The organism is Rhodococcus sp. ARC_M6 (assembly GCF_022810305.1).
Taxonomy (GTDB): Bacteria; Actinomycetota; Actinomycetes; order Mycobacteriales; family Mycobacteriaceae; genus Rhodococcus_F.
The window spans coordinates 135,391-141,990 of sequence record NZ_JALGQH010000013.1 but is presented as its reverse complement, the minus strand read 5'-3'; the positions used below and the strand labels follow the sequence as shown (position 1 = coordinate 141,990).

At 62.7% G+C, this 6,600-nt stretch carries 5 protein-coding genes; 3 read left to right on the top strand and 2 right to left on the bottom strand.

Annotated elements, in window-relative coordinates; genetic code table 11:
* Window positions 1–157: 157 nt before the first annotated feature.
* Together ilvD and MTX36_RS15880 are read right to left on the bottom strand one after the other, a co-directional pair.
* Window positions 158–1,999 (bottom strand): dihydroxy-acid dehydratase, encoded by a 1,842-nt coding sequence (gene ilvD / locus MTX36_RS15885; protein WP_169635103.1) that lies wholly within the window; start codon window positions 1,997–1,999, stop codon window positions 158–160.
* Between the two features lie 116 nt (window positions 2,000–2,115).
* Window positions 2,116–2,637, bottom strand: coding sequence for a PH domain-containing protein (locus MTX36_RS15880; protein WP_243620705.1), 522 nt, complete (start codon window positions 2,635–2,637; stop codon window positions 2,116–2,118).
* A 268-nt stretch (window positions 2,638–2,905) separates the two neighbouring features.
* On the opposite strand from MTX36_RS15880, the gene MTX36_RS15875 reads away from it, so the two are divergent.
* The 3 genes from MTX36_RS15875 to ilvC are packed head-to-tail and all read left to right on the top strand — an operon-like array spanning window position 2,906 to window position 6,402.
* Window positions 2,906–4,846 (top strand): acetolactate synthase large subunit, encoded by a 1,941-nt coding sequence (locus tag MTX36_RS15875; RefSeq protein WP_243620692.1) that lies wholly within the window; start codon window positions 2,906–2,908, stop codon window positions 4,844–4,846.
* Entirely contained in the window at window positions 4,843–5,346 is a 504-nt protein-coding gene (ilvN, locus tag MTX36_RS15870; RefSeq protein WP_003944718.1) for an acetolactate synthase small subunit, read from the top strand. Before MTX36_RS15875 ends, ilvN begins: the two co-directional genes overlap by 4 nt.
* A 54-nt stretch (window positions 5,347–5,400) precedes the next feature.
* Entirely contained in the window at window positions 5,401–6,402 is a 1,002-nt protein-coding gene (ilvC, locus tag MTX36_RS15865; RefSeq protein ID WP_176459722.1) for a ketol-acid reductoisomerase, read from the top strand.
* Window positions 6,403–6,600: the final 198 nt, after the last annotated feature.

Below are 6,600 nucleotides of genomic sequence, written 5' to 3'. Positions count from 1 at the left end.
ACCTTCCTCGAACAACGCTACCGCTGTGACCCGCTGCTTCTCGGACAGTGAACTTCGTGCATGCATAGAACTGCTCCCCGGACGTTGGAACTGAATTTCTCAGTCCAACTTCCGGGGAGCAGTTCAGGCGGCTGGGGACCTTCTCGGGTGCTGCTAGTTACGGGACGTAACGAACTGCGCCCTTGTCTGCTGACGTCGCCAACGCTGCGTACGCACGCAGAGCCGTGGTGACGGTGCGCTGACGATCAACCGGATGCCACGGGCGTTCGGAGGCTTCCATCTTGGCGCGACGATCAGCGAGGACGTCGTCGTCGACGAGGATCTCGAGGGTGCGGGTGGCAACGTCGATACGAACCTGATCGCCGTTTTGCACCAGACCGATGACTCCGCCGGCTGCAGCCTCGGGGGAGATGTGACCGATGGACAGTCCGGACGTTCCGCCGGAGAAGCGGCCGTCGGTGATCAACGCGCACTGCTTACCCAGGCCTGCGCCCTTGAGGAAAGCGGTGGGGTGCAGCATTTCCTGCATGCCCGGGCCGCCCTTGGGTCCCTCGTAGCGAACGACGAGGACGTCGCCCGGCTTGATCTTCTTCTGCAAGATCGCCGAGACGGCTTCTTCCTGAGATTCGACAACCAGCGCGGGGCCTTGGAAAGAAAAGAGGTCTTCGTCGATGCCGGCGGTCTTGAGGATCGCGCCGTCGACGGCGACGTTGCCGCGCAGGACAACAAGGCCACCCTCGACTGTGTAAGCGTGTTCGACGTCGCGGATGCATCCGCCGGCCGCGTCGGTGTCGAGTGAGCTCCAACGGTTTTCGGTGGAGAAGGGCTCGATCGTGCGAACTCCGCCGGGAGCGGCGTGGAACAGTTCGATCGCTTCGTCGGTCGCCTTGCCGGAGCGGATATCCCAGTCGTCGAGCCACTGGTCGAAGCTCTTGGTGTGCACGGTCGACACGTCGGTCTCAAGGAGTCCGCCGCGGCGCAGTTCACCGAGCAGTGCGGGGATTCCGCCGGCGCGGTGGACGTCTTCCATGTGGTAGTCGGAGTTGGGGGAGACCTTGGACAGGCACGGCACCTTGCGACTGATGGCGTCGATGGTTTCGAGGTCGAAGTCGACCTCACCCTCCTGCGCGGCGGCCAGAATATGCAGAACGGTGTTTGTCGAGCCGCCCATGGTGACGTCCAGAGCCATGGCGTTACGGAACGCAGCCGGGGTTGCGATATTGCGCGGCAGCACCGACTCGTCGCCGTCGCGGTAGTACTTGAGAGCAGCCTCGACGACGGTGGTGCCGGCGCGAGAGAAGAGCGCGTGGCGAGCCTTGTGAGTCGCCAAGGTTGAACCGTTGCCAGGCAACGCGAGGCCCAGAGCTTCGGTGAGGCAGTTCATGGAGTTGGCCGTGAACATGCCTGAGCAAGAACCGCACGTCGGGCAGGCGCTGCGCTCGACCTCGTCGAGGCCCTCGTCGGAGACGGCGTCGTTGGCGGACGCCGAGATGGCGGTGATGAGGTCGGTGGGGGCCTGTGCCACGCCGCCGACGACCACAGCCTTACCGGCCTCCATCGGTCCACCGGAGACGAAGACGGTCGGGATGTTCAGGCGCATCGCAGCATTGAGCATGCCGGGCGTGATCTTGTCGCAGTTGGAGATACACACCAAGGCGTCAGCGGTGTGCGCGTTGGCCATGTATTCGACGGAGTCGGCGATGATCTCGCGGCTGGGCAGCGAGTAGAGCATTCCGCCGTGACCCATGGCAATGCCGTCGTCGACAGCGATGGTGTGGAACTCGCGCGCGACGCCGCCGGCTGCCGCGATTGCTTCGGCAACAATTTCGCCCACGTTCTTGAGATGCACGTGGCCGGGTACGAACTGGGTGTACGAGTTCGCGACGGCGACAATCGGCTTACCGAAGTCGGAATCCGTCATTCCTGTGGCGCGCCACAGGGATCGGGCTCCGGCAGCATTACGTCCGACGGTGGTGGTGCGTGACCTCAACGGGGGCATGGGCGTATTCCTTATGTGATCGTTGCTGATCTACTTCTTTGCCGCGCGAAAGTCAGGTGCAGTGCACCGCGCGGCGAAAAGAATTGAAGCGAGGGCGATTCAACGCTACTCGGGCGTTACTTTTGTTCTTCTTCGGGCTGGTTATCCGAGTCGGTTGCGGGCTGATCGGTCTGGGCTGCTTGTTCGGCCTGCTCGGCCTGCTCGGCTTGTTCAGCGTCGAAGGCTGCTGCTGCAGATGCGAAGGGGTCGGTGATGCGGCCACCGCTGGCAATGGCGATTTCGGGTAGACGGTGGAAGCTGACCGCTGGCAGTGTCACCTCGGTTCCGTCGGTGAGTTCGGCGCGGGCCCAGTTGCGCTTCGGGAAGCGGAAGCCCTTGACTTCGTCCCACGAGAGGGTGCGCTGCGAGAACAACGAACGGACCTCGAGGCCGTCGTTGCTGACGGTGGTACGTAGGCGGGCAACCACATAGACGGCGAAGATCGGGAGGATTACCAACCACCCGAAGGCGACCGGCCACCCGAAGATGGGGAAGCTGACAGCGAAGAGGAGAAACGCGCACGCCATGTAGGCGAGCTGCGAAATACGGATGACGTGCCGAAGTGGTTTCGGCGTGTGGGATGATTGAACCGGTGGCACGGGCTGCTGCGAAGTTGACACCTCTACATCTTCGCATTGCAGCTGATGTATCTCAGATTCTGGGACGGTTGACTCACCAAGTTTGCCGTTCGCGACTAGCGCCTCTACTGTCGAGTGCGTGAAACAGAATGAGTTGCTCGTAATCGGCCGGCGCGTCGTCGCTTGAGTCGATAATTTTCAACTCACCAGATAACGACGCGCCACCCTCGCTCAGCAGACGCTGACGGGGGTTTTTTGTTGCCCGGATCCAGAATCAGAGGATTTCCAAGTGAGCGCACCAACAGCACGGCCTCAACCCTCGCCGCGAAAGTCAGGGACACCGAGCCCGACAACCGCGGCTGCCGCAACGTCGACGGTCAACCGTCGCCAGCTCCCGCCTGAGCGGGTAACGGGCGCGCAGTCTGTCGTTCGAGCCCTCGAAGAGCTCGAGGTGGAAACGGTATTCGGTATTCCCGGTGGAGCCGTCTTGCCGCTCTATGATCCGCTCTTCGATTCGGTCAAGGTGCGTCACGTTCTCGTTCGCCACGAGCAAGGTGCAGGTCACGCTGCCACGGGCTACGCCCAGGCCACTGGCAAGGTTGGCGTCTGCATCGCTACCTCAGGTCCTGGTGCCACCAACCTGGTGACCCCCCTCGCCGACGCACAGATGGATTCGGTGCCCGTCGTTGCGATCACCGGACAGGTCGCCCGCAGTCTCATCGGTACCGATGGTTTCCAGGAAGCCGATATCTCCGGCATCACGATGCCGATCACCAAGCACAACTTCCTGATCACCGACGCTATCGACATCCCGCGGATCATCGCGGAAGCGTTCTACCTCGCGTCCAGCGGTCGCCCCGGCGCCGTGCTGGTCGATATCCCCAAGGACATCCTGCAGGCGCAGACCACGTTCTCGTGGCCGCCGGAGATGCGTCTGCCCGGGTACCGTCCGGTCACGAAGCCGCACGGCAAGCAGGTTCGCGAAGCCGCACGTCTGATCGCCGACGCCAAGGCTCCGGTCCTCTACGTCGGTGGCGGTGTCATCAAGTCCGACTCCTCACCCGAACTGCTCGAACTGGCCGAGCTGACCGGAATCCCCGTCGTCACCACGCTGATGGCCCGCGGCGCATTCCCGGACAGCCACGACCTCAACTGCGGCATGCCAGGTATGCATGGCACGGTTGCCGCTGTCGCAGCACTGCAGCGCAGTGACCTGCTGATCACCCTTGGTGCGCGTTTCGACGACCGCGTCACCGGACAGCTGAGTTCCTTTGCCACCGGCGCCAAGGTCATCCACGCCGATATCGACCCGGCCGAGATCGGTAAGAACCGCTACGCAGACGTCCCGATCGTGGGCGACTGCAAAGAGGTCATCACCGAGCTGATCGAGGCGATCCGTGCCGACATGGCGACGGGCACTTCATTGGATCTCGCCGAATGGTGGGCGTACCTGAACGACATCCGTCGTACCTACCCGCTGAGCTACGACCGCCCTACCGACGGCAAGCTGAGCCCCGAGTTCGTCATTCAGTCCGTCGGCAAGCTCGCCGGACCGGATGCCATCTACTGCGCCGGCGTCGGCCAGCATCAGATGTGGGCGGCGCAGTTCGTCAGCTACGAGAAGCCCCGCACGTGGCTCAACTCGGGCGGACTCGGCACCATGGGTTACGCGGTTCCCGCGGCCATGGGCGCCAAGATGGGTATGCCCGACACCGAGGTGTGGGCCATCGACGGCGACGGTTGCTTCCAGATGACCAATCAGGAACTGGCTACCTGCGCGCTCGAAGGTATCCCGATCAAGGTTGCCCTCATCAACAACGGCAACCTCGGCATGGTGCGGCAGTGGCAGACGCTCTTCTACGATGAGCGTTACTCCAACACCAACCTCGGAACGCACGGCGCGATCCGCATTCCGGACTTCGTGAAGCTCGCAGAAGCATTGGGCTGCCACGGAATTCGCGTCGAGCGTGAAGAAGACGTCGAGGCTGCAATCCGTGAGGCGCAGTCGATCAACGACAAGCCTGTCGTGATCGACTTCATCGTCACCGCCGACGCCCAGGTGTGGCCGATGGTTGCCGCCGGAACGAGCAACGACGAAATCATGGCGGCCCGGGGCATCCGGCCGCTGTTCGACGACGACGAGGCAGTAGCCGAACCCGCCGTCATCCATGAAGCCATGACGCGCGAGCAAGCCGGACCCGCCGCGGGCGCAGGGGAGGATCAGAAGTGAGCACCAGTCACACCCTCAGTGTTCTCGTCGAGGACAAGCCAGGCGTGCTGGCTCGCGTCTCCGCACTGTTCTCCCGTCGCGGATTCAACATCGAGTCCCTCGCGGTGGGCGGCACCGAGATCCCCGAGATCTCACGTATGACTATCGTCGTCACCGTCGACGAGTTCCCCCTCGAGCAGGTGACGAAGCAGCTCAACAAGCTGATCAACGTCATCAAGATCGTCGAGCAGGATGGCGAAGCCTCCGTCGCTCGCGAGCTCGTGCTCATCAAGGTGCGCGCAGATGCAAGCGTGCGCACCCAGGTCATCGAAACGGTGAACCTGTTCCGCGCCAAGGTGATCGACGTCTCTCCGGAGTCCGTCACCATCGAGGCGACCGGTACTCGGTCCAAGCTGGATGCACTGCTGCGGATGCTTGATCCGTACGGTATCCGGGAGATCGTTCAGTCCGGGGTCGTGGCAGTCGGTCGAGGGCCGAAGTCGATCACGGCCACCCGCTAAGTACTTTTAGACACGTAATAATCCAAGGAGAGGTTGAGAACTGTGGCAGTCGAGATGTTCTACGACGACGATGCCGATCTGTCGATCATTCAGGGCCGCAAGGTTGCTGTGATCGGCTACGGAAGCCAGGGCCATGCGCATTCGCTGAGCCTGCGTGACTCGGGTGTCGATGTTCGCATCGGCCTCAAGGACGGCTCCAAGTCCCGCGCCAAGGCAGAAGAAGCTGGCCTCACGGTCGGCACGCCGGCCGAGGTTTCCGCATGGGCAGACGTCATCATGGTGCTCGCACCGGACACCGCTCAGGCGAGCATTTTCACCAATGACATCGAGCCCAACCTGAAGGACGGCGACGCGCTGTTCTTCGGCCACGGCCTGAACATTCACTTCGACCTGATCAAGGCTCCGGAGTTTGTCACCGTCGGCATGGTTGCCCCCAAGGGCCCCGGCCACCTGGTGCGTCGCCAGTTCGTCGACGGCAAGGGCGTTCCCGCGCTCATCGCCATCGATCAGGACCCGAAGGGTGAGGGCCAGGCCCTCGCACTGTCCTACGCGAAGGGCATCGGCGGAACGCGCGCCGGCGTCATCAAGACCACGTTCAAGGAAGAGACCGAGACGGATCTCTTCGGCGAGCAGGCTGTTCTCTGCGGCGGCACCGAAGAACTGGTCAAGATCGGTTTCGAGGTCATGGTCGAGGCCGGCTATGCGCCCGAGATGGCGTACTTCGAGGTTCTGCACGAGCTCAAGCTCATCGTCGACCTCATGTACGAAGGCGGCATCGCCCGCATGAACTACTCGGTGTCCGACACCGCTGAGTTCGGCGGATACCTCTCCGGACCGCGCGTCATCGACGCCGGCACCAAGGAGCGCATGAAGGCGATCCTGGCCGACATCCAGTCCGGCGAGTTCACCCGTCGTCTGGTTGCCAACGTCGAGAACGGCAACACCGAGCTCGAAGGCCTGCGCAAGGCTAACGCCGAGCACCCCATCGAGGTCACCGGCAAGAAGCTGCGCGACCTGATGAGCTGGGTCGATCGTCCGATCACCGAAACCGCGTAATAACGCTGTTTCAGCTTGTCATTGACTCCGGCCCGATGGTGCGCCGGTCCAATTGTCTTGGACCGGCGCGGCATTGGGCCGGAGTTGTTTTTCGGGTCCTCCGGAACCCGAACAATTCTCGCCTACGAATTCGCCCGCGAAAGTGTCCACTATGTGGTATTGCCTACCGAGTTGTGGATACCGAGTCGGCGCGCACTA